We start from the raw sequence: 18,596 nt of genomic DNA, 5'->3' as shown, positions 1-18,596 counted from the left end.
TATGCGACGCTGAGCCTGACCAATGCGATCACCAGCAAGTTCCGTATGCGGGCCGAGTACGTCCACAGCAGCAAGGACACCGGCAACCTCAGCACTTGGGGCGCATGGCAGTACTTCACCGTCAGGCAGTGACACACGAGGTGCCGGGTCCCCGCCAAGGGGGTGCTCGACGTCCGGGACCGGAAGTTGACCGACCGCGCCTCGCGTGCAACACACGTGCCACCTGAAGCGGTGCGCTGCGCCTGACCGTAACCGGTCACGTGTCTGCTCGGGTGGCAGCCGGGCGGCTTGACGAGCAACTTGCGGGACGACTGTGTCAGGCCGTTCCGGAGGCCCGTGGGCGCCACAGGCGAGCTAAACCTCCACGACATTCCGAGGCGCAGGCAACAGGTCTGGAGCTGATGACACGCCCGGGACACAGCAGATTCGAACCTGCGACACCCGCTTTAGGAGTTTTCCTTGAGTAGGGCTGTGACCTGCAAAAATATCGGCTGGTGGGTGTCTGGCCCGGGAAACACCCCTCCGTAGTTCTCGCCTGTTCACGGGGTTTCCCGTCCCCATGTGTGCTGAATCCGTTCCGGCGAGGACTGTCAGCGAGGCTGTCAGGGGCCCTTCCTGGCACGGGTGGCACTACGAGGTGCCGTGCTGGTGCCTACGAAAGCTTCTCTCCATGGTGCTACCAGTCAATGCCGATTGCTGGGTGGGACGGACCGATCGCGGTCACAGTAGGTCGTTGAACCTCTTCGGCGGGCTGCTCACCGACAAGACCGGCAGCGGCGGCGACCTGACCGTCGCCACGCACAACGTCAACGCCAACAACTCCGATTCCTCCGGCACCGCCCGTGACGTGGCCGCGTCCGGCGCGGACGTGGTGGCCCTGGAGGAGTTGATCGCGTCAGCGGTTCCGGTGTACGAGAAGGCGCCGGCGTCGACGTACAGATACCACTTGGTGCAGGGCACCGTCGGCCTGTGGAGCAAGCACCCCATGACCGGGGTGAGGGCCGTCGACATCAAGCTGGGCTGGACACGCGCAATGCGCGCCACGGTGACCACGCCCGCGGGACAGGTCGCGTTCTACGTCGCCCACATGCCGTCGGTGCGGGTGAATCTGGAGGCAGGGTTCACGGCCCGGCAGCGCGACGCGATCGCGGTGCGCTGGGCGAGGCCGTCTCCCGCGAGCCGCTGAATCGGAAGGTGCTGCTCGGCGATCTGAACGGCACGATGAACGGTCGTTCCCTCAACGGCGTCACTTCCCAGATGCGCTCCACACAGGGCGCGGCGGGCAGCGGCTTCGGCTGGCCGGCCTCGTTCCCGATGGCACGGATCGACCAGATCATGGTCCAGGGCATCGAGCCGGTGAGCTCGTGGACGCTGCCGAGAGCCGGCAGTGATCACCTGCCGGTCGCCGCACGTTGGGACATCGGCACATCCGGGTCCTGAACCGCACACCGATTTGCGTGCAAGAAACCTCGCCAGGGGTTGTCTGGCGGGGTTCGACCTCATCGATCTGTCGAGATCACTCGTGGTTCAAGGCAGCTCGCAGGTAGGCGATCAGATCACCGGTCGGCACCTCGACCCAGTCCGCCCCGGGCACCCCGGGGCGGATGACCTCGTAACGGTCCTCTTCCGGTTCGTACACCAGGACCTGACGCTTCGTTCCGTCCAGCAACGGAAACGGATCCAGACACAGGCGGACGGCACCGTGCGTGATCGATGGGAACGTGTTCCTCAATACCTCGTCCGCACGGAGGCGACGCAGAAGGTTCCACTGTCTCCGGTGGAAGTCGGACGACAGAAGGCCGGACCACTGCACCTCCAGCCGTGGATCACGAAACCGTACTGGAGTATTAGCGGCCCAAGACGTCGCACTCGGGTTCGCCCCGATGCGGAAACCCCGGTTCGAATCCGGGGCATGGCCGCCCTCGGCATGTAGTTCCTCAACTTACGTCCGGCGGTTGGGACCTGCACCGATGCTCAATGATGCCCCTCTGACCTGGGGGAGAGCCGTTGGACAACTGTCGTCATCTGTCGCCTTTGGCCACCGTCGGACGGCCCAAAGACGGCCCGGGGAAGCACGCCCACGAGCCTCGGTTCCCCGTCAGTCCCCGTCTGTTCTGGCACGCGAGTGGCACGGCCGGTAGATCGGATCAGTGGTAGAGCGGCAGTCTCCAAAGTTGCGATGCGGAGGTTCGACTCCTCCCACCCATGCCATGCGGGTCGCTCCCGTAGGTGCTGAAAATCCCGCTGATCCGTGCCGGGCCCTGCCGCTCGCGCTCCGCTTTCCCCTGGCGGCGCTGAAAGCAGCGGCGAGGAGTCGCTTGCCTGCGGTGCAGAGGACTCCTCGCCGTGATGGCTTTACTTATTTTCGGGGATTCCGCTTTACGAGCACAGCGCTATTTCCCCGTAGAGTCCGATGGTGGCTTACCAGCCGCTGCCGCAGGAGTACGAGTTGTAGTAGAGGAAGTCACCCACGCAGACGCGTGCGAGGTAGCCGCTTCCGTCGTAGTAGTAGGAGGTTCCTTGGTTTGTGCCGTTAAGGCCGTAGTGCATGTCCCCGAGGTTGGACCAGGTCTTGCCGCCGTCGGTGCTCCGCTGGAGCCAGCCCTGGCACTCCTGGCCGCGGGTGCTCGTATTGAGGATGAACATGCCGCGGGCGTACTGGCTGCCGTTGCTGATGCCGGTTCCCGCCTGGAGGTCGCCCACGCAGCCCGCGAATGACTGATGCTGCGAGGTTATGTACGCCCCGTTGGTGTAGCCATCCTCAGCCTGCGCGCTGCCAGTGAGACCTATGACAAGTCCCGCGGAGGCCGCGGCGATGGCCATGGCGCGTACGGCGAACTTCTGCTTCATTCATGCCCCCTTGATGCTGCTTCAGGTGAAGCAGGCCTGAAAAGCTAACACGGTTCCGCGATCTTTGGCCTGCGGTCTACCAAGCTGAGCTACCCCCACCCGCTTTGCCCACCACTGTCCCTGGCTCCCATCCCGTCTGCCGTCGGCCCACACACCGTGGAGCGGGCGTGGTTCCGGCCTGCCCCGCCGGGAACTCGCCGAACACCTTCGCGTCTCCTACGGCAAGGTCGCCGAATTCCAGAAGCGCGGAGCCCTGCACTTCCACGCCGTCGTACGCCTCGACGGCCCGGAGGGTCCCGGGACACCCCCGCCCGCCTGGGCCACGACCGACCTCCTCACGGACGCGCTACACGCCGCCGCCACGCACTCCTACACCTCGGTGTCAGTCCCGGCCGCCGAGGGCCAACCCGCCCGTACCTTCCGCTGGGGCCGACAGCTCGATGTCCGTCCGGTGAAGGCCTTCGGCGACGGCTCCGACATCACCGAACAGGCCGTCGCCTCGTACGTGGCCAAGTACGCCACCAAGGCCGCAGAGAACACCGGCACCTTGGACCGCCGCATCGGCGAACTCGCCGAACTCGACCGCCACCAGGTCCCCGACCACACCCGGCGGCTCATCACCGCGTGCCGCGACCTGGACAGCCTGTACCCGGACCGGCGCCTCTGGGCCTGGGCCCACATGCTCGGCTTCCGCGGGCACTTCTCGTCCAAGTCCCGCACCTACTCGACCACTCTCGGCGCCCTCCGCCAGGAACGCGCCGACTACCGCGCCGCCCAGGAGGCATCCGTCCTCGGCCTCGACGACCGCGAGCCGGACACCGTCCTCGTCCTGGCCGACTGGCAGTTCGCCGGCCACGGCCACACCCCCGGGCGAAGCCGCCCTCGCCGCAACCATCGCCCGCGATCTCCAACTCAACCGCGAGACCGCCCGCGACGCCCTTGCTGACCAGCACGCTTGTGAAGGAGCCGCAGCATGACCACCGCCACCGTTGAACTCCTGACCGTGCCGGAAGTCATGACCCGGCTGAAGCTCGGACGCTCCAAGGTCTACGACCTGATCCGGTCGCACCGCCTGGTCTCGATCAAGATCGACGGTGCCCGCCGGATCCCCGCTGACGCCGTCACGGACTTCGTCCTCGGCCGGATCGAGGAGGCTGCCTGATGGCCAGTCAGCGCAAGCGCAACCCGAACGGCGCGGGCACCATCACCAAGCGCAAGGACGGCCGTTTTCAGTGCGCGGTCTACGTGCTCCAGCCGGACGGCACCCGCGCCCGCAAGTTCGCCTACGGCAAGGACTGGGCAGAATGCGATTCCAAGCGCCGGGCACTGCTCGACAAGGTGGACCAAGGCGTGCCTGTGCCCACCAAGTCGGCCAAGCTCTCGGAGTGGCTGCCGTACTGGCTGGACAACGTCATCAATGCCCCGCCGGAAGCTCGGTACCTTCGACAAGTACGAGGCACACGTCCGGCTCTACCTGGTGCCCCTCCTCGGTACCAAGCGACTCGAATCCCTCGGCGTCGCTGACGTCCGCCGGTTCCTCGTGCGCCTGGAGAAGGAAACCACCGCAGCAACCGCCAAGGAATCGCACCGAGTTCTGCGCTCTGCGCTGTCCTCCGCGTGCCGCGAAGAACTGATCACGCGCAACGTGGCCAAGCTCGTTGAGCCGCCCCGCACGGACACGCCCGAGCTGCACCCCTGGACCCTGGACGAGACGCTCGACTTCCTCGCCGCCTCCCGCAAGGATCCGCTCTACGCGGCCTTCGTGCTCGCCATCGCCATGGGCCTACGCCGGGGAGAGATCGTCGGGCTTCGCTGGTCGGACGTCGACCTCGACAACCGCGTCCTCTACGTCCGCCACCAGGTCCAGCGCCGCCGTGGCGTCCTGTACGACGACGACCCCAAGAGCCGCCGTCGCCGGGCCGTCCCGCTGCCCGCCCTCTGCATCGCGCCCCTGCGCTGGCAGCGCATGCGGCAGGCAGCTGCTCGGGCCAAGGCGGGGGAGAGGTGGCAGGAGTCGGACTACGTCTTCGCCACCCGGAGCGGTCGGCCGATCGAGCCGCGCAACCTCTATCGCTCCTTCACCCGAGTCGCCGAGTCCGCCGGCCTCCGCGTCATCCGCCTGCACGACGCTCGCCACGGCACCGCGACGCTCCTCACGGCGGCCGGAGTCGCACCCCGCGTCGTGATGGAGATCCTGGGGCACTCCCAGATCAGCATCACCATGGACGTGTACACGCACGTCGTGCAGGACACCCGGCGGGAAGCCATGAGCCACACCGACCGGCTCCTCAGGAAGAAGCGCCCCGGTCGCGGCTGACCGCCCCCGTTGATGTCAAAAGTAGATGTCAAAGGCCCCGGACCATGATCGGTCCGGGGCCTTTGCGCTGGTGCCCCCGGCAGGATTCGAACCTGCGACACCCGCTTTAGGAGAGAGTCTATTGATCACCCTGTCTGTCCTGACCTTTCCCTGGCTTCACCATTTCTGCTGGTCAGCGGGGCGGAGTCTTCCTGCTTCATCCGGTCCTTCCCTGTCTTTACTCGGCCTTCCGTTCCCATGACGTTCCCATGAGGGCCCCCACGGACCCCTGGGAACGGGTGCGGGGGGAGTCGGCAGAGGCCAGCCGGGGAGGCCGAAGCGGTGAGCACCGCAGACCTCTTGGGGACGACAAAGACCCCGCCCCGTCAGGGGGTCAGGGCCTTCGGCCGTCGTCGCGCCCCCTCTCGGGCCGCTGAGGACAGGCTAGCGGTTCCGCCGGCCTGTCGCCCGGCAACGAGCGCACAGCGGGTTCTCTGGGGCTCGGACTGTCGCGCGAGGAACGTCCCCGGATGCGAAGCAGCTCAGCGGCGGTGCAGCGCACGATACCGAGTGCAACAGGTGTGGCGTGAGCGCCGATGTCGCGTCCGTGTCCAGACGGGGGCCCGCCGTCAGGCCTGCGTGTTACGAGTCAGTCGGCGCTGCCGGGGCCTTCGTGAGGTGCCGGGCGAGGTAGCTGTTCCGGGTGTGGTGGAAGCTCGTTGCGAGCTGGGACTGCGGGGCGAACAGGTCGAAAGCGTGGTAGGCGCCGGGGTAGAGGTGCAGCTCGACCGGGACGCGGTGGGCGCGCAGGCGCGCGGCGTAGTCGAGACTCTCGTCGCGGAAGACGTCGAGTTCACCGACGCCGATGAAGGTCGGGGGCAGGCCGGCGAGGTCAGTCGCCCGGGAGGCAGCGTGGTAGGGCGTGACATCCTCGGTGCCGGCGCGGTCGCCGAGGATCGCCTGCCAGGCCAGGATGTTGGTTGAGCGGTCCCAGATGCCGATGTCGGTGATCTCCTGACTCGAATCGGTCGTGTTGCGGTCGTCGAGCATCGGGTACATCAGCAGCTGGAACAGGGGGGTTTCTGCGCCGCGGTCGCGGATCAGAAGGGCGCTGGCGGCGGCGATGCCTCCACCTCCGCTCTGGCCGGCCAGGCCGACCCGGGTGGGGTCGAGGCCGAGATCGGTGGCGTTGTCGCTGATCCACCGGTAGGCGGTGTATCCGTCCTCGGCGGCGCCGGGCGCGGGAGTTTCCGGGGCCAGGCGGTAGTCGATGAGCGCGATGGCGCAGCCGAGTGCCGCGGACAGCGGCTTGAGCCAAGGGGCGTCCTGCGCGGCGAAGCCGAGCACCTGCCCACCGCCGTGGAACCACACGAGGACCGGCATCGGTCCGGGCGCGTTCTGCGGACGCAGCAGGAGGATCGGGACGTCGGGGCCTTCGGCGCGCGGCACCTGGATCTCGTGGGCGGTGACGGTGGGTTCGTCAGGGACGGTGCCGGCGATGGATTCGGCGAGCGCGCGGACGGCCTGGCGTGTGGCGGGGATGTCGGTCAGGTCGAAGACGCCGTTCGGGCCGATCGGCATGGCCTGGAGTGCTGCGGCCAGTTCGTTGTCGATCACGGGACGGGAGCGGGGCATGGCTCTTCCTTTGGGGTGGGGTTTGCGTCAAGGTGCGGGAGGGTGGTGAGGCCGTCGGTGCGGCGAGGTGGTCGCCGCACTCCAGGTCTTCGAGAGCAGGCCGGGGCGGCTGGGTACCAGCCACCCCGAGCCTGGATATGGAGACGGGGTGCGTTCAGTGTGTGGTGGTGGCCGGGGCGTCGAAGTAGTGGCCCTGGGCGAGGTCGTCGATGAGGCCGGGCTGGGCGGGCTTCCAGCCGAGGAGGTCCTGGGTCAGCGTGCTCGAGGACGGGTTGTCGGCCGTGACGTGGACGCTGAGGAAGCCGAAGTGGGCCTCGGCCTCGGTCGGCGGGATGCTGACCACGGGCAGGTTCAGCCCCCGGCCGATGGCCCCGGTGATCTCCCGGAAGGTGATCCCCTGGTCGTCGGCGGCGTGCAGCCGTGACCCCGCCGGCGCGGATTCCAGCGCCAGCCGGTACAGGTGTGCCGCGTCGAGCGTGTGCACGGCGGGCCAGCGGTTGGCTCCGTCGCCGACGTAGGCGGCGACGCCCTTGGACCGGGCAATGGAGATCAGGGTCGGGATGAAGCCGTTGTGGTCCAGCGTGCTGTGCACGGTCGGAGCAAGCCGGACGACGGACGACCGGATGCCGCGGTTCGCGAGTGCGACGACCGCATTCTCGGCGTCGATCCGCGGCCCTGCGTCGATCACGTCGGCTTCGGTGGCGGCGTCTTCCAGTCCCGCGAAGGCGAGCAGCATGGTTCCCGACGTGGTCACCAGAGGCTTGCCGGTGCCGGCGAGCGCGTTTCCGAGCGTCTCGATGGCACTCAGATCCGCTGCGACTGCGCTGTCGAAGTCGCCGGCGAACATGGCTTCGTGCTTGAAAGCCAGGTGGATGACGCCGTCGGCCGCGGCGGCAGCCGCGGCGAGGCCGTCGAGATCGTCGAGGTCGCCTCGGTGCACCTCGGCTCCGGCAGCCGTCAACGCGGCGGCGGACTTGTCCGAGCGGGCCATGCCGACGACCTGGTGTCCCGCTTGAAGGAGTTCGGGAACGACGGCGGAGCCGACGTGTCCGGAGGCTCCGGTGACGAATACGCGCATGGTGTGCGCCTTCCTGCTGCGGGCTCCCCACCCGGGGCGCCTGATGTCAGTTCGTGACATCACCATACAATCGATGTCAGCCTCTGTCATCACTCTGATGTCAGATTCTGTCATCGGGGGTAGGATCGGAGCATGAGCCGATGGAAACCCGACGCGCGAGGCCGCCTGGAGAAGGCTGCGCTGGAGCTCTACAACGACCAGGGCTTCGACGCCACCACCGTCGCGGAGATCGCCACACGCGCTGAAGTCACCGAACGGACCTTCTACCGGCACTTCGCCGACAAGCGGGAAGTGCTCTTCCCGGCCGCCAACCCCCTCCCCGACATCCTCGCGGACGCCACGGCCACCGCCCCCGCCCCGCTCCCGCCGCTCGATGTGGTCACCCACGCCCTGACCGAAGCCGCTCCCGTCTTCGAAGAACGGGAAGATCTGGTACGACAGCGCCAGACCGTCATCGCCGCCAACCCCGAACTCCAGGAACGCGAACTGGCCAAACTTGCCGCATTCGCCTCCAGCCTCGCCCACGCGCTACGCGAACGCGGCCTGGAGGCCACCACCGCAGCACTCGCGGCCGAAATCGGGATCGCCGCGTTCAAAATCGCCTTCGAACGCTGGGTCAACGACCCCGACCAGCACACCCTCGCCCAGCACATTCGGGAAACCCTGGACACCATCAGGCACCTCACCGCACCCCCCGAACATGTCGCCGCGACCGACGGCGTGAGCTTCACAAGCCCGGAGGGAGCGGCATGAACGCGGTGGGCACCCTTAGTAAGGGGTCTCGCGCGTCCTCGATCACGCGCAAAACCCGACGGGCATGCCTCAGGTCCCTTGGTTGAGTGCACGGGTCAGATCACAATTGGCTGCTCGGGCTGCGTCGAGGTCGGCCTGCCGCTCCTCCAGTGCGTGCGCCAGGTCGACGTTGCGCTGTTCAAGCTGGCTGATGCGGCTGTTGAGTGCGGTGATCCGCGTCTGCGCACGGTGTCGGGACCACGTCGACAGCTGCTCGTACCCGGCCCGGATCCGGGAAGCGGTAGGGCCCGGCGGAATCCGGGCTCCGGTGCCCGAGCAGGGCCTGCACCTTGTCCGGCGTACCGCCCGCGTCCGCGACGTTCGAGCCGAACGCCCGCCGGGCCATGTGCGGCCCCACCCGCCGCGCCAGCCCGGCCCGCCGGCCGAGGCGCTGGAACAGCTCTCCCATCACCTCCGGCGGCATCGGCGCTCCGAGCGGCGGACGGAAGAGGTTCACCAGCAGGAAGTCACTGCCGCTGACGGCCTTGTCTACACCGCCCGCCTGCCGCTGTCGAGCGCCACCCTGAACTACGTCGCCACCCTGATACGCGGCCACTTGCAGAAGATCGGCTCGCGGTGGCGGGCCCTGCCCGCGGGGAAGATCGCCGGCATCGTGCTGGCGGTGCTGCGCTGTGACCAGCGCCCCGGCGACCTCGCCGGCGGCAACGGAGTGCACCGCACCACCGTCACCCGGTGGGTGCGCGAAGCCGTCGGCCTGCTCGCTGCCCGCGCCCCGCGCCTGGACCGCGCACTCAAGAAGATCGCCCGAAAGGGTGGCGGGGTGGTCCTGCTGGACGGCACGCTGATACGGACTCGGCGGCGCACCGGCACGGTGAACCGGAAGAACTACTCCGGCAAGCACAAGTGCCATGGCCTGCTGGTGATCGCGCTCACCGACGACCGGGGCCGCCTGCTGTGGGTCTCGGCTGCCCGCCCCGGACGATCCGCGGAGATCACCGCCTGCCGGCACGACCAGCTCACCGCGAAACTGCAGGCGGTTGGGCTCGGCGCCATCGCCGACCTGGGCTTCGTCGGCCTCGACGACAGCGGCCCTGACGCCGACCCAGCGGTGATCACCGGCTACAGAGCCGCCCGCAACCGGCCCCTGACCGGAGGGCAGAAACTGTCCAACAAGGCGCTCGCCGCCGTCCGGGCGCCGGTCGAGCACGGCTTCGCCCATCTCAAGAACTGGCGGGTCCTCGGCAAGGTCCGCACCGACCCGAAGTGGGCAACCGTGCTGGTCGGGGCCCTGCTGGTGACGAACCGCGAAGTCTCCCGGTGACCGACGATCTTCACCGAAGTCATCCACCCGCGCCCGGCACGAGTATCGACAACCCCGCGCACACCAGACCCGTGTCGGACGGCGTGGGGCGTACGCACCTTCGTGAACCCCGATTCCCCGTGAGTCCCCGTCCGTTCTGGCACGGGAATGGCACGACACCTCGCCGTGCTACCAGGACTCGGCCTGCAGCAACAGCGTGATCACCTCCGCGAAGAACCAGATTGTGAACACCAGACACGCAAGCCACAGCCCCCACAAGATCCAGCGGATCTCTCTTCGTATGCGCATGAGCGGATCATTCCCCCCTGCAGTCCTGGACCTGTCACCGGCCCAGTCCTTCCATCCCACCGCTCACCCCTGCTCCCATCCCGTCCGCCGTCGACCCACACACCGTGGAGCTGGCGTGGTTCATGGCGTCCAGGTGGAGCGCGCAACTGTACGAACGACCTGGACGCCATGGGCCGCGTCTGCTCGGCTCTGCCTGGGTCGATGGTGGACGGGATGGGAGCTCCCCGCGCACGCCACTACGGGCCCGCGGTCGCGAACGGCGCCCCCTCCATCCCGGTGCCGGCCGATCCCCCGCCGGAGGCATCGTCTTGACCGTGGGCCGCGCTCTGCGGTGATCGCCTCATGGCCACCGGCCCTATCCACATGTGGGCGCGCGTCGTCCGGCGCGCCCACGAGGCGGCCGGGACGCTGGCTGACGCTTGCACCGCAGTGAGAGAGCACGCCACGAGGGAGCTGGAGAAGCGGGACGAACGCTGGGCCGGCTCGTCACCCGCCTGGCCGGCTGGGCGGAGCGGGCCCGTGCCGCGAAGGAGAGCGATCCCCGGCTGAGAGACATCCGACGGGCCCGTGCCTGGCTCAAGGCACTGAGCACCGAGCTGCGGGAGCGGCGTATGGAGGGCTTCGCCGACCAGTCGCAGCGCATCTGGGAGAAGCTTCGCCAGGAGAGCAACATCCACCTCAACGGTGTGAGTCTGCGCGGCAGCGAGAAGGCCACCGTACGCAAGCTCGTCATGGACGTCTCCGTCGACGGCCAGGACGCCTCGGCGCTCGGCGTCATGAGCCAGGGCGAACTGCACTCCTCGCGCTGTCCCTGTTCCTGCCCCGCGCCGTCACGGCCGACAGCCCGTTCGGTTTCATAGTCGTCGACGATCCGGTGCAGTGAGCAATAGTCAAGACCTGTGGATCAAGCCCGTGGCGAGCCCCCAGCCTCATTGAGCGGTGTGCATCGTGAAGTCGCAGGTCACGGGTCTGGTGTGAATGGTGAATTGGGTACTCGTGCCGGTCGGCGGCCGATGACCATGGCGTAGATCATCGGGCAGGTCTGGCTCCGGCGGGATGCAGGGTTCGGCTGCGCCCACGACCGGCCCCCGCCTACGATCCGTCGGCAGGTCGACACGCCGTGAGAAGGCGGGAGGGCGCGGGGGATGCAGGAGCGGCAGTGGATCACCGCCCGCCGGAGCGACTGGACGCTCTCGCCGATGAGTTGGCCAAGCAACTCCAGGAGGTCCAGGCCGAGCGGGATGAACTGGCGATCGCGGAGCGGGTGCTGGACCGCGGCCGCGGTGTTGGACCAGGCCGTCAAGCTCACCGGCGACAGCAAGACCGACACCACGAACCGGGCCCTGCAGATTACGCCCACCTGGAGAAAGTCATCCAAGACGGCCGCACCCTGTACACCCGGCCGGCCCGGCAGCGACGAGCTCGAGCGCCTCTTCTTCGTTTGAACGCCTTACCGCGGTTCTGTGGTCACGTACCGCCTGGCCGCCACCCCGCCCCGGCGGCCTGGCTACATCCGAGCCGGTCGCCGGGGCGTTCGCCATCGTGACGGCACAAGGGCATGGTCAGCCCTGACCCGGCTGGGTGGTCACCGTGCCGTCATCGGCTCCGGTGCGCTGTGAGCGCGACGGTAGGCCAGGGGTGACAGGCCCAGGTACGTGTGGAAGTGCTTGCGCAGGGCGACGGGGTCGCCGAAGCCGCAGACGGTGGCGATCCGTGCGACGGTCAGGTCGGTGGATTCCAGCAGCAGGCGCGCGTGCGCCAGCCGCTGCTGCGCCAGCCACTTCAGCGGGCTGCTGCCCACCTCGCTGCGGAACCGCCGGGTGAAGGTGCGCACGCTCATGTGCGCGTGCCGGGCCATGTCCTCCAGTGTGATCGGCTCGGCCAGCCGGTCCAGCGCCCACTGCCGGGTCGCCGAAGTGGAACGGTCGGTGTCCTGCGGAACCGGGTGCTCGATGAACTGGGCCTGCCCGCCCTCGCGCCACGGCGCCACGACGCAGCGCCGCGCGGCGGCCGAGGCCACCGCCGCCCCGTGGTCCAGACGGACCAGGTGCAGGCACAGATCGATGCCGGCCGCTCCGCCGGCGGACGTCAGGATGCGTCCGTTGTCGACGAACAATACGTCCGGATCGACCTCGACGTCGGGGAACAGCCGCGCCAGCGCGTCACACAGCGCCCAGTGGGTGGTGGCCCGCTGGCCGTCCAGCAGACCGGCCGCCGCGAGCAGGAAGGCCGAGGTGCACAGGCTGACGATGCGGGTTTGCGGCCCTATCCGGTCCAGCGCCGCGGCGAGTTCCTCGGGGAGCGCGCCGGTCGCGAGCAGCTGCTCGCTGGGCTCCTGCGTGGCCAGAACGACGGTGTCCGCGGTCTCCAGCACCGACTCGTCGTGGTCGACGACGATCCGGTAGTCCTCGTGCGTGCGCACCGGCCGGCCGCCGAGGGAACAGGTGCTGACAGAGTACAGAGGGGTCCCATCCGGTTCACAGGCCTCGTTGAACACCCGGGCCGGGATGCCCAGGTCCAGCGGCTGGACTCCGTCGAGGGCGAGAACGACAACACGATGCGTCATGGCCAGAATGGTACGACGGATGTCCTCCCGGCCACTCACCCGCCTCCGCGAGCACACGCCACTGTTTCTTGTGCCGGGACCGCGGTCCCGGCACAAGAAACAGTGAGACGGACATGAGCGAGGACAACATGAGCGAGCACACCATGCGGGCAGTCACCATCAGCGAGTTCGGCGGAGCGGAGGTGCTGACCGTCGAGGAGGTCGCGCGCCCCGAGCCGCTGCCGACCGAGGTGCTGGTACGGGTGCACGCCGCCGGGATCAACCCGGTGGACTGGAAGACCCGCGAGGGCCAGGGCATGGCGGGGCTGCAGACGCTCCCGCTGATCCTCGGCTGGGACGTGTCCGGTGTCGTCGAGGAGGTCGGCTTCGGCGTCACCACCCTGAAGGTCGGCGACGAGGTCTACGGCATGCCGTGGTTCCCGCGCGCCGCCAGCGGCTACGCCGAGTACGTGACCGCCCCGGCCCGCCAGTGGGCCCGCAAGCCGGCCACCCTCGACCACGTGCACGCGGCCGCCGTGCCGCTGGCGGCACTGACCGCCTGGCAGACCGTGGTCGACACCGCCCACGTCCAGGCCGGCCAGCGCGTCCTGATCACGGCCGCCGCCGGCGGGGTGGGCCACTTCGCGGTCCAGTTCGCCCGGCACCTGGGCGCCCACGTGATCGCCACCGCCAGCGAAGCACGCCGCCCCTGGCTCAAGGAACTCGGCGCCGAGGAGACCATCGACTACACCACCACCCGCTTCGAGGACGTCGTCAAGGACGTCGACGTCGTCATCGACCTGGTGGGCGACGCCCACGACCAGACCAGCACCCGCTCGCTGAAGGTCCTGCGCCCCGGTGGCCTGCTGGTCGCCATCCCGGCCGGTGTCTCCCCGGACCTGGCCCAGGCTGCCGAGGCAGCCGGCGTGCGCGTCACCGCGTACCTGGTCGAGCCGGACGGTCCCGCGCTGGCCACGATCGCAGACCTGATCGAAGCCGGTGAGGTCGCCGTCGAGGTGGAGGAGACCTTCCCGCTGGAACAGGCCGGCGCGGCCCACGCCCACGTCGAGGCCGGCCGCACCCGCGGCAAGGTCGTCCTCACCGTGACCGACTGACCATCCCTGCAAACCGTCAGGAGCAGCACCGTGTACTACGAGATCCGCCGCTACCAGGCGCAGCCCGGACGCCGCGAGGAGTGGGTGCGCTACATGGAGGACGTGGTCATCCCGTTCCAGGCCTCGCTGGGCATGGACGTGACCGCCTCCTTCGTCGACGCCGAGGACGAGGACGGCTACGTGTGGATCCGCCGGTTCGAGGACGAAGCCCAGAGCGAGGCCCTGTACACAGCCGTGTACGAGCACGACTGCTGGAAGAACGAGATCGGCCCGGTCGTCTACGACCTGCTGATCCCCGAGAAGTCCGTCGTCACCCGCGTGGTCCCCACCCCGGCCTCACCCCTGCGATGACCTGGCTTGCGGCCGCTTCATCCGCCACCCGCACCGCACCGCACAGCGCAGCACAACAGCGAAGAGAAGGAACCCAACCCATGAGCAAGAAACTCAACCTCGCTGCGGCCGTAGCTGCCGCAGCGGCCGTCTTCGTGTCGGCCCCCTACGCGTCGGCCGCCGCGGGGCGGGAACACCCCAAGCCCGTCGTCACGGACGTCAAGACCGTGGCCCCGTTCGACTGGTCCGCCGGGGAGGTACCGGAGAACATCACCGTCAACCCGGACAGCACCCTGACGGTCTCGATGCTGGGCAGCTACGCCGGCAAGCGGCCGGAGCTGGTGCGGGTGAGCGCCAACGGGCAGCACAAGACTGTGCTGGTGACCGGCGTCCTCGGTGACGGCTTCACCGGGAACACCCGTGGCAGCGACGGGACCATCTACTACAACGTGTGGTCCAAGGACGCCTCGCGCGCAGGAGTGTGGAAGCTGCCCCCGGGCGGCCACCCCAGCCGCCTCGCGGCCCTGCCCGCGGACGGCCTGCCGAACGGGCTCGCGATCGACCCTTCCGGATACATACTCTACGTCTCCGACAGCTACAAGGGCACGATCTGGGCCGTCCCGGTCACAGGGGGCCAAGCCAGAACGTGGCTGACCGACCAGGCTCTCGCGCCGGTCCCGACGGCTTCGATACCGATAGGCGTCAACGGGCTTCGCTACCACGACGGGGCGGTATGGGTCACGAACTTCAACAAAAGCACCCTGCTGCGGGTTCCCGTGACCGCTGCCGGGAAGCCGGGCCGCATCCACCAGGTGACCGGTGGTGAGGTGGGCATTGACGACTTCAACTTCCTCTCTGCCCGCTCCGACATTGTGTTCACCGCGCTGAACACGCAGAACAAGGTGGACGTGGTCTACCCGAACGGCACGAAGGTCACCATGCTCACTGCGGCCGACGGGCTGGCCAGCCCCACCGCCACCGCCGTGCGCGGCCACGAGCTGTACATCACCGACGCCTCGCTTGCCGCCCCGCACCACCCGCAGCTGCAGGGCGGCCGGATCAACCTCGCGGGGTTGCAGGGCAGCTGACCGTGCAGCGCCGGAGCCACGGCCTCACACTTCGCCGCTCCCCGGCCTCGCCGGGGGCGGCGTCGGCGTGCCGTCCGCACGCCGACCGAGCGCGGCAGTTGTCGCAGTGATCGGCGGTCGCCTGCAGTTCAGGCTGGCAAACTCGTTCGTCGGCCATGGTTCAGTCTTCGGTCATGGGCCAGGTCTCCCAGACCAAGTCCAGGCGCCGGTACGCGTCGTCGAACAGGCGTCGGCCAGTGGGACGGTGACCGTCACCGTCGTCAGGGACATGGAATAGTCCTTGATCGTGACCTGGCACCGGTCGTCGTCTTCGTCGAGCTCGATGAACAGCCACGGAGCGCGTTTTCCCTCGCACCAGGCGATGTCCTGGCCCGCGTCGAGCGAGTCCAGGGCTTGCTGCCACTGCCGCAGGTCCTTGGGGAAGATCCAGGTCTTGAGGGTGCCACCGACGAAGGGCGTATCGACCACGAACTCTCCGATAAGGACATCGGCCTCGGTGGGACGCTTCCGCTCCTCCTTCCCCGTGACCCGGAGAATGACGCTATTGCCATCCCCCTCCAGGCGGATCAGATCGATCGGATCCTCAGCCATGACTGCCCCTCCCGACTCGCGCATGTTGCCGAAAACTAATCGTCGGCACGGACACAGGGTCGGCTGAGGTGTGTCAGGCCGCGTGGGCTTCGAGGCGTTCGACGAGGTGTCCGCGTTCGAAGCGAGATCCGGCGCGGACGAGCGACGAGGTGGGGCGCATTCACGGACCGCCACCGCTGCTGGGCGGACTCGATGAGTTTGAAGACCATGGCCAGGGCGGCGGTGCGGGAGCCGGCGCCGCGGGTGACCTTGGTCCACAGCCGGACGGTGGAGAAAGTCGACTCAATGGGGTTCGTGGTGCGCAGGTGGATCCAGTGCTCGGCCGGGAAGTCGTAGAACGCCAGCAGCTGATCCTGGTCTTCGGTGATCTTTTTGACCGCCTTGGGGAACTTCGCGCCGTAGAGCTGGGCGAACGTCTTGATCGCCGCCTCGGCATGGTCGCGGTGCTCGACATCGTAGATGTGCATGGCCTTCTTCGCGCCCGGCTGCGCGGACTTCGGCATCGAGTCGAGGACATTGGCCGTTTTGTGAACCCAGCACCTCTGCTCGCGGGTTCCGGGGAACACCTCGCCCAGCGCTTTCCAAAAGCCCAGGGCGCCTTCCCCGACCGCGAGCACCGGGGCGCGCATGCCCCGGCGGGCGCAGTCCCGCGAGATCGGCCCCACCTACGAGCAGGTCCGTGCCTGGCGTGCGGAGGTCGGCGAGCTCGTCCAGACACTGGACGTCCCCTGACCGTTTGGTCATCGAGGTCACCTATGAGCCTCTTCCACCGAGGCCGCCGACTCCCTCGTCGAGGCTCGATCTGCGGTGCGTGAGTGGCGCCGTCTCGCGCACCGAACTCCCGCTACTGGTCCCGTTGTGGGCCGCTGGCGGCCTCGCCGACTACCGGCGCTCGCGGGCTGCTGCCTGAAGCAGAGCGAAAACAAAGGCTTCCAGAGATCGCTGAATCGAGGCCTGGGCCGCCAGTTGCGAACGGCGGCGCGCGTGACGTCGGCAGGCGGTCGGAGAGTGCCGTAGAGGACGACCGCGGGGCCCTCGTCGGGCTTGAGGGCGCCGGACGGGGGCGTGCCAACGGCGGCCGCGCGAGATGGGGACGAATCCGGGGGAGTCGCCATGATTCCCACGCAGGATGCCCTTGGGGGCGCGTTCCCATGTTCGTTCCCATGCACGGCAAAAAGGCCCCTCGGAGACGATTCCGAGGGGCCTTTCTGGCGCATCGTGCCTGTTCAGGCATGGTGCCCCCGGCAGGATTCGAACCTGCGACACCCGCTTTAGGAGTTTTCTCTGGGCGGGGCTGTGACCTGCGGAAACGTAGACGACAGGGTTCTGGCCTGGGGAAACACCCCTCCGTAGTTCTCGCGTGTTCACGGGGTTTCCCGTCCCCATGTGTGCTGAATCCGTTCCGCGAGGACACCCCATGAGCCGACTCAGTGACGAGTTATGCGCGGTCCTCGCGCCTCTCGATCGCCTGCGCGGCCCGGCACTGCTCGTGTTCCTCGGCGACGCGGCCTGCCTTGAGGTACGGGGCCGAGTCGGCATCTCGGCGGTCCAGCAGGCATGGTCTGCCTCGCCGAGCTCCACCGCATGGCCGACAACGGTGGCGAGAACTTCTGCCCTCGCATGCTGTGTGCGCAGATCCACGAACAGGCAGCCGTCGGGGTAGTTGCGGCGGATCTCACGAGCGGCGCATACGACGAGCGCGGTCTTCCCGAGCCCTGCCGTGCCGTCCACCCCCACGACGGACACGGACCCGCCGTAGCGGAACGCCGTGGGCTGCTGCGTGGCGGAGCGGAAGACCGCCTGGCCGGCCAGACGATCGGCAGGGGCGCCGCGGAAGACGTGTGGACAGCCAAGTACCCCATCCAGTAAATGGTTGATCAAGGACCGCTGAGGTCGTCCGAGGCGGTGTTACGCTCCGCGTGCTCTGCGGTTCTGTGCCGCAGCAACGGGGGAAGGACGGCCGGGTGTGCCGGAAAGACGGGCAACCGCCGTGTGCACGACCGGAGCCATGCGCGTTGACCCCGCCGCGAGCACAGGCACTCGACACTGACCGTCCCGGCCCAGCCTGAAATGAAGACACCTGTGAATCGAACCGTGCACCAACGCGGCTGGCTCGCGCTTCTGCTGGCCGGCGCGGTGATGGCAGCGCTACCGGCGGCAGCAGCCGCCGACGAGACCCCGATCGACCCGGCACTGCCGACGCCCACGGTGCCGGCCGGTGCGAACTGCGGCAGCGACAGCAGCCCGGCCTGGGCCACCGTGTCCAGTCCGCCGCCCGCGGGCATGACCGTCTCCATCGGCGTACCGCGGCCGACGGTGAACGGAGTGACGTACCAGGGGGTCGTCCACGCGTGGGACGTGGACGGTTCGCAGGCGGCGGACGGGTCCGCCGCCGGGCTGCCGGTGCTCTCCCAATCCGTGTACGACCCGCTGCCATTGGCGGACGGGCACACCTACGGCTGGCACGCGTCGACGTACGACGGGACGGCGTACTCGAATCCGACCGCACCCTGCTACTTCAGGCTGGACGGAAACCCGCCCCCCACCCCGGTCGTCACCAACCCGGACTTCCCCCCAGTGGGCAGCCCGGGAACGCCCACGAAGGCCGCCTGGCAGCCCACCACGTTCAGCTTCAGCTCCACCGGCGATCCCCTGCCCGCCGGGTGCACCGAGGCGGGGACTCCGGACTGCCAGGCCAGCGGCTTG

16 protein-coding genes and 4 pseudogenes are annotated in these 18,596 nt (G+C 68.5%); 12 read left to right on the top strand and 8 right to left on the bottom strand.

Annotation, left to right across the window (positions count from 1 at the left end; all coding sequences use genetic code 11):
* Positions 1-733: 733 nt before the first annotated feature.
* Positions 734-1,440 (top strand): annotated as a pseudogene (locus ACZ7OO_RS43340) (endonuclease/exonuclease/phosphatase family protein); the annotation flags it as partial.
* Positions 1,441-1,516: 76 nt separating this feature from the next.
* Here the strand turns inward: ACZ7OO_RS43340 and ACZ7OO_RS43335 are convergent.
* Together ACZ7OO_RS43335 and ACZ7OO_RS43330 are read right to left on the bottom strand one after the other, a co-directional pair.
* The gene (locus tag ACZ7OO_RS43335; RefSeq protein WP_471512896.1) at positions 1,517-1,669 is read right to left on the bottom strand and encodes a hypothetical protein; all 153 of its coding nucleotides are present in this window, start codon (positions 1,667-1,669) and stop codon (positions 1,517-1,519) included.
* A gap of 752 nt (positions 1,670-2,421) precedes the next feature.
* Positions 2,422-2,850 (bottom strand): hypothetical protein, encoded by a 429-nt coding sequence (locus tag ACZ7OO_RS43330; RefSeq protein ID WP_471512895.1) that lies wholly within the window; start codon positions 2,848-2,850, stop codon positions 2,422-2,424.
* Between the two features lie 136 nt (positions 2,851-2,986).
* Here ACZ7OO_RS43330 and ACZ7OO_RS43325 point away from each other — a divergent pair.
* The 3 genes and pseudogenes from ACZ7OO_RS43325 to ACZ7OO_RS43315 all read left to right on the top strand — a co-directional run bounded on the left by ACZ7OO_RS43325 (position 2,987) and on the right by ACZ7OO_RS43315 (position 5,167).
* Positions 2,987-3,827: pseudogene (locus ACZ7OO_RS43325) on the top strand (replication initiator).
* The gene (locus tag ACZ7OO_RS43320; RefSeq protein WP_471512894.1) at positions 3,824-4,012 is read left to right on the top strand and encodes a helix-turn-helix domain-containing protein; all 189 of its coding nucleotides are present in this window, start codon (positions 3,824-3,826) and stop codon (positions 4,010-4,012) included. The pseudogene ACZ7OO_RS43325 and the gene ACZ7OO_RS43320 overlap by 4 nt, the downstream one beginning before the upstream one ends.
* Positions 4,012-5,167: pseudogene (locus tag ACZ7OO_RS43315) on the top strand (tyrosine-type recombinase/integrase). The gene ACZ7OO_RS43320 and the pseudogene ACZ7OO_RS43315 overlap by 1 nt, the downstream one beginning before the upstream one ends.
* A gap of 621 nt (positions 5,168-5,788) precedes the next feature.
* On the opposite strand, the gene ACZ7OO_RS43310 reads toward ACZ7OO_RS43315, so the two are convergent.
* Entirely contained in the window at positions 5,789-6,781 is a 993-nt protein-coding gene (locus ACZ7OO_RS43310) for an alpha/beta hydrolase (RefSeq protein WP_471512893.1), read from the bottom strand.
* Between the two features lie 154 nt (positions 6,782-6,935).
* On the bottom strand, positions 6,936-7,859 hold the full coding sequence (locus ACZ7OO_RS43305) for an SDR family oxidoreductase (protein ID WP_471512892.1): 924 nt from the start codon (positions 7,857-7,859) through the stop codon (positions 6,936-6,938).
* A gap of 132 nt (positions 7,860-7,991) precedes the next feature.
* Between ACZ7OO_RS43305 and ACZ7OO_RS43300 the strand changes: the two genes are divergently transcribed.
* Entirely contained in the window at positions 7,992-8,612 is a 621-nt protein-coding gene (locus ACZ7OO_RS43300; RefSeq protein ID WP_471512891.1) for a TetR/AcrR family transcriptional regulator, read from the top strand.
* 178 nt (positions 8,613-8,790) lie between these two features.
* On the opposite strand, the gene ACZ7OO_RS43295 is transcribed toward ACZ7OO_RS43300, so the two are convergent.
* Positions 8,791-9,108 (bottom strand): tyrosine-type recombinase/integrase, encoded by a 318-nt coding sequence (locus ACZ7OO_RS43295; protein ID WP_471512890.1) that lies wholly within the window; start codon positions 9,106-9,108, stop codon positions 8,791-8,793.
* A gap of 45 nt (positions 9,109-9,153) precedes the next feature.
* On the opposite strand from ACZ7OO_RS43295, the gene ACZ7OO_RS43290 reads away from it, so the two are divergent.
* Both ACZ7OO_RS43290 and ACZ7OO_RS43285 read left to right on the top strand, forming a co-directional pair.
* On the top strand, positions 9,154-9,933 hold the full coding sequence (locus ACZ7OO_RS43290) for a transposase family protein (protein ID WP_471512898.1): 780 nt from the start codon (positions 9,154-9,156) through the stop codon (positions 9,931-9,933).
* Positions 9,934-10,640: 707 nt separating this feature from the next.
* Complete coding sequence (locus ACZ7OO_RS43285; protein ID WP_471512889.1) at positions 10,641-11,081, top strand: hypothetical protein; 441 nt, start codon at positions 10,641-10,643, stop codon at positions 11,079-11,081.
* A 725-nt stretch (positions 11,082-11,806) separates the two neighbouring features.
* Here the strand turns inward: ACZ7OO_RS43285 and ACZ7OO_RS43280 are convergent.
* Complete coding sequence (locus ACZ7OO_RS43280; RefSeq protein ID WP_471512888.1) at positions 11,807-12,787, bottom strand: GlxA family transcriptional regulator; 981 nt, start codon at positions 12,785-12,787, stop codon at positions 11,807-11,809.
* A gap of 128 nt (positions 12,788-12,915) precedes the next feature.
* Between ACZ7OO_RS43280 and ACZ7OO_RS43275 the strand changes: the two genes are divergently transcribed.
* From ACZ7OO_RS43275 to ACZ7OO_RS43265, 3 genes are all read left to right on the top strand, one after another.
* Positions 12,916-13,881 carry an NADP-dependent oxidoreductase gene (locus tag ACZ7OO_RS43275; RefSeq protein ID WP_471512897.1) on the top strand — a complete coding sequence of 322 codons (966 nt, stop codon included), beginning with the start codon at positions 12,916-12,918 and terminating at the stop codon, positions 13,879-13,881.
* 30 nt (positions 13,882-13,911) lie between these two features.
* Positions 13,912-14,232 (top strand): NIPSNAP family protein, encoded by a 321-nt coding sequence (locus tag ACZ7OO_RS43270; RefSeq protein WP_471512887.1) that lies wholly within the window; start codon positions 13,912-13,914, stop codon positions 14,230-14,232.
* Positions 14,233-14,312: 80 nt separating this feature from the next.
* A complete protein-coding gene (locus tag ACZ7OO_RS43265; RefSeq protein WP_471512886.1) occupies positions 14,313-15,299 on the top strand; it encodes an SMP-30/gluconolactonase/LRE family protein in 987 nt (328 codons plus the stop codon).
* A 171-nt stretch (positions 15,300-15,470) separates the two neighbouring features.
* Here the strand turns inward: ACZ7OO_RS43265 and ACZ7OO_RS43260 are convergent, their stop codons facing one another.
* Positions 15,471-15,890 (bottom strand): DUF5959 family protein, encoded by a 420-nt coding sequence (locus ACZ7OO_RS43260; RefSeq protein ID WP_471512885.1) that lies wholly within the window; start codon positions 15,888-15,890, stop codon positions 15,471-15,473.
* Positions 15,891-15,963: 73 nt separating this feature from the next.
* Positions 15,964-16,540 (bottom strand): annotated as a pseudogene (locus tag ACZ7OO_RS43255) (transposase); the annotation flags it as partial.
* A gap of 934 nt (positions 16,541-17,474) precedes the next feature.
* On the opposite strand from ACZ7OO_RS43255, the gene ACZ7OO_RS43250 reads away from it, so the two are divergent.
* Both ACZ7OO_RS43250 and ACZ7OO_RS43245 read left to right on the top strand, forming a co-directional pair.
* Positions 17,475-17,759, top strand: coding sequence for a hypothetical protein (locus ACZ7OO_RS43250; RefSeq protein WP_471512884.1), 285 nt, complete (start codon positions 17,475-17,477; stop codon positions 17,757-17,759).
* Between the two features lie 213 nt (positions 17,760-17,972).
* Positions 17,973-18,596 (top strand): hypothetical protein (locus ACZ7OO_RS43245; RefSeq protein ID WP_471512883.1); only part of this gene is annotated, 624 nt, incomplete at its 3' end.

This window comes from Streptomyces sp. NPDC111744 (assembly GCF_055634995.1).
Note: the sequence above shows the minus strand (reverse complement) of the source record. Positions and strands in the feature narration are given on the sequence as shown.